We start from the raw sequence: 276 nt of genomic DNA, 5'->3' as shown, positions 1-276 counted from the left end.
GTCGCGCATATGGGCATCGGCTTTCGCCAGTTCGGGCACCGGCGGCTGATGGGAAAGCCCACCGGAACCCAGGAACAGCACGCGTTTATTGAGAGTGCTGGTGAAACGTCCAATGGCTTCACCCAACATGCGGGTACGCTGGAAACCGGGCAGCGGCGTGGCGACACCGTTGATGAACACAGGCAGAACTGGCACCTTATCCAGCCCACCGAGCAGGAACTCCAGCGACTGGGCGAACCCGTGGTCCACCTGCATACAGTAAGAAACGGCAAGATC

General features: G+C 60.1%; 1 pseudogene. It reads right to left on the bottom strand.

The annotated features are described in order from the left end of the window. A pseudogene (mhpB, locus tag ACNQ0T_RS24195) lies at window positions 1-276 on the bottom strand (2,3-dihydroxyphenylpropionate/2,3-dihydroxicinnamic acid 1,2-dioxygenase); the annotation flags it as partial.

The organism is Enterobacter cloacae complex sp.6700776 (assembly GCF_048284255.1).
Classification (GTDB): Bacteria; Pseudomonadota; Gammaproteobacteria; order Enterobacterales; family Enterobacteriaceae; genus Enterobacter; species Enterobacter intestinihominis.
This window is presented reverse-complemented; position numbering and strand designations above follow the sequence as displayed.